This is a genomic window from Pricia sp. (assembly GCF_041745955.1).
Lineage (GTDB): Bacteria > Bacteroidota > Bacteroidia > Flavobacteriales > Flavobacteriaceae > Pricia.
This window is the reverse complement of record NZ_JBGTHY010000172.1, coordinates 1-3,375: the sequence shown is the minus strand read 5'-3', so window position 1 is coordinate 3,375 and position 3,375 is coordinate 1. Positions and strand designations below refer to the sequence as shown.

General features: G+C 45.5%; 4 protein-coding genes. 3 read left to right on the top strand and 1 reads right to left on the bottom strand.

What is annotated here, in order from left to right; all coding sequences use genetic code 11:
• The coding region (locus tag ACEW8S_RS06235; RefSeq protein WP_373517316.1) for an ATP-binding protein at positions 1-466 on the top strand (466 nt) is incomplete at its 5' end.
• Between the two features lie 30 nt (positions 467-496).
• Here ACEW8S_RS06235 and ACEW8S_RS06230 read toward each other — a convergent pair.
• Positions 497-1,189 (bottom strand): response regulator transcription factor, encoded by a 693-nt coding sequence (locus ACEW8S_RS06230; RefSeq protein WP_373517315.1) that lies wholly within the window; start codon positions 1,187-1,189, stop codon positions 497-499.
• Between the two features lie 417 nt (positions 1,190-1,606).
• Between ACEW8S_RS06230 and ACEW8S_RS06225 the strand changes: the two genes are divergently transcribed.
• Together ACEW8S_RS06225 and ACEW8S_RS06220 are read left to right on the top strand one after the other, a co-directional pair.
• Positions 1,607-2,689: an efflux RND transporter periplasmic adaptor subunit gene (locus ACEW8S_RS06225; RefSeq protein WP_373517314.1), complete on the top strand. Its 1,083-nt coding sequence runs from the start codon at positions 1,607-1,609 to the stop codon at positions 2,687-2,689.
• Positions 2,686-3,375: efflux RND transporter permease subunit (locus tag ACEW8S_RS06220; protein ID WP_373517313.1), on the top strand; the 690-nt coding region annotated here is incomplete at its 3' end. The genes ACEW8S_RS06225 and ACEW8S_RS06220, both read left to right, overlap by 4 nt.

The window sequence follows — 3,375 nt, the reverse complement described above, 5'->3', positions numbered from 1 at the left end:
TGAAAAAACGGAAAACATCCTATTCTTTGACGAGGCCGATGCGCTTTTCGGAAAACGCACCAATGTACGGGACGCCCATGACAAATATGCCAATCAGGAGGTGTCCTACCTATTGCAGCGTATCGAGAGTTACAAGGGGCTCGTAATATTGGCTTCCAACATGAAAAGCAACATAGACGAGGCCTTTGTAAGGCGGTTTCAATCCATTATCAGCTTTCCACTTCCCAAGGCGTCGGAACGCTTGTTGATCTGGAAAAATGCATTCCCATCCAAAGTAAGGATGGGTAAAGACCTCGACCTGGGCCAAGTGGCCCGTAAATATGAGCTCTCCGGTGCAGAAATAATGAATATCGTGCAATATGCCTGCCTTTGTGCCTTGGGCGACCGGAAAAAAACCATTACTCCGCAATATATTGCAGATGGTATTCAACGGGAATTTCAAAAAGGCGGAAGAATTATGCGGTAGAAGCCACCAAAATCCAGCAATCTTTGCGGTTCACAATGCCATCAGCCGAGATGCATTTTTTATCAGTTGGGCGGTGTTCCTTACATGGAATTTTTCGATGAGGTTTTTTCGGTGCGATATGGCCGTATGGTTGCTGATGTACAACATGTCGGCAATCTGTTTCGACGAATATCCTTCGCCGATCAGTGTCAAAACCTCTTTTTCCCTGGGGGAAATACTGTCGATTTGACCTGAACCGTCACCCAGATCAAAGCCGTTGGTCGGTTTCAGGACACGTTCGATTCGTTCTTTCCCCGAAATATCGAAGAGATAGTTTATCGCCATGGTGCAGTCCTCTAGGTGATAAAGCACCATTTCATGCCGAATAAAGATCAGATGATCATTACCGTCGTAGATATGGTAATTAAAGGCCATTGGCTTCCTGACGATACCTTCGCAAAGAAAATGCCGCACCCTGTCTTTCACCATAAGGGATTCGTCGCAGGCTACGTTCGAAAACCAAAAATCCCAGCCTCGCTCAAAAAGCGGATCCGATTTGGGGCCGATAATTTTTTTAAAGGCATGGTTGAAATATAGAAATCGTTTTTCTTCCAATTGGTAGACCGCAAGAATGAGCCCCTTGGTCCCCTCTTCCCGGCCCAGGATTTCAAGAATCTTGGAGAGGAAAATAGGCGTGCCAAAAGCGGACATCCCTTTCGATGGGGCGAAATCGTTTTTTTTCATTGGGGCAGTGGGTTGTGACCACTAAAGATAATGCCGCTTACATGGTTTATAATTGAATTTTGTATGGTTTGTAGGATATGTTGTATGGGTGGTGCGGTTTTGGGTATAGCTTATTTTGTTTAATAGCTTCCATAAAATTGGTTTATAATTTAGGATTCTACGTTGCCGATATTCCGTAGTAAACGGTAATTTTTATATACTCAAAAATAACAATATCATGGCAATCTTTAAATTGGTATATATTACCCTCCAGTTGACCGCACCTACCAATTCCCCCCCCCAATTTTTTTTAAGACGTTTATTTCTAGACAAATCCTTAGGTAGTTGATTTAATTCAATGTTAAATTGAAACAATGCTTTAACAACATCGGGTTTAAGGCTTAATTTTATGGGCCACAACCAACGATTCAACGACAAATGAAAGTAAAATACCTTGTTTACCTCGTATTGCTTATCGGGATAGTCACTCTTGTGGGCTATCGGATCATGGCGAACAGGGAGGTTGGTGAACCAGAAAATAGGCCGGGCGGAAGCAATACCACCACCGTATCCGGTATGGTACTCCGTCCACAGGTGTTTAAGGACAACATTTCATTATCTGGCACCCTAGAGGCCAATGAGCAGATAGAACTGCGGAGCGAGGTTTCCGGTGTTGTTGAAAGCATAAATTTCGAAGAGGGAAGTAAGGTAAAACAGGGCCAGGTTTTGTTCAGGGTCAATGATATTGAACTTCAGGCCCAACTTTCCAAGGTTAGGACGGCCCAAAAATTGGCCGCTGAAAACGAAAGACGGGCAAAATTATTATTGGAGAAGCAGGCCATAAGTCAAGAAGAGTACGACATCGCGAGTGCCGATTTTCAGTCTGCAGGTGCCGAATCGGAATTGATCAGCGCCCAACTTTCCAAGACAACGGTCCGTGCCCCTTTTGCCGGGACTATCGGTTTGCGTTCCATTTCAAAGGGAACCTATGTTACACCTACTACAACAGTTGCGAAGTTGGTAAATACGAGTCAGCTAAAGATTACATTTTCCATCCCCGAAAAATATACGTCACAGGTCAAAGTAGGCACACAGCTTACGTTTACGACTTCCGATTCCGAAGAAGAACATATCGCTAAGATTTATGCCATAGAACCCCAGGTGGAAATAGCCACCCGGACTTTAAAAATGAGGGCCATTGCAGAAAACCGGGACGGGAAACTTTATCCCGGAACCTACGCCAACGTGATACTCCCCTTAGAAACCGTTGACGATGCCTTGCTGGTGCCTACGGAAGCTTTAATACCGGTACAAAACGGAAAGAAAATATTTATTTCCGAAAACGGTAACGCCAAAGAAGTAGATGTAGAAGTCGGGGCCCGTACGGGCAGTTCGGTACGTGTAGTTTCTGGATTACATGCCGGCGATACCGTTCTTACATACGGGGTAATGGCGTTGAAAAACGGTACGCCCGTCACTATAAAATTTAATGTATCCGAAAGCCTGAATGCCGAGAAATGAACCTATCTACCTTAAGTATAAAGCGTCCGGTGCTTACGATTGTAATGAACGTATCCATAATTCTTTTTGGGATTATTGGATACACCTATTTGGGCGTTCGTGAATTTCCATCCATCGATCCCGCTCAGGTATCCGTCCGCACGAGTTATGCGGGAGCTAATGCTGATATTATCGAATCACAGATTACCGAACCCTTGGACAAGGCCATTAATTCGATAGATGGTATACGCAATATTACCTCTTCCAGCATTCAGGGATCCAGTTCCATCAGTATCGAGTTTAATTTGGACAAGGATCTGGAAGCTGCGGCGAACGACGTACGCGACAAGGTATCACAGGCCGCACGCAGCTTGCCCGAGGATCTTGATTCCCCGCCCGTCGTCTCGAAAGCCGATGCCGATGCCGATCGCATTCTTTCGATGACGGTACAGAGCGATGGCAAGAACATTTTGGAACTTTCCGATTATGCCGAAAACGTGCTTTCACAGCGAATAGAGACCATACCGGGCGTCAGCGGCGTTCAGATCTGGGGGCAGCGAAGGTACGCTATGCGCCTGTGGATCGATCCGTTGAAATTATCTTCGTACGCACTTACCGTTGCCGACGTACGCAGCGCGCTATTGGCACAGAACGTTGAACTTCCTTCAGGTAAGCTTACAGGTGACAATACCGAACTAACGGTCAAG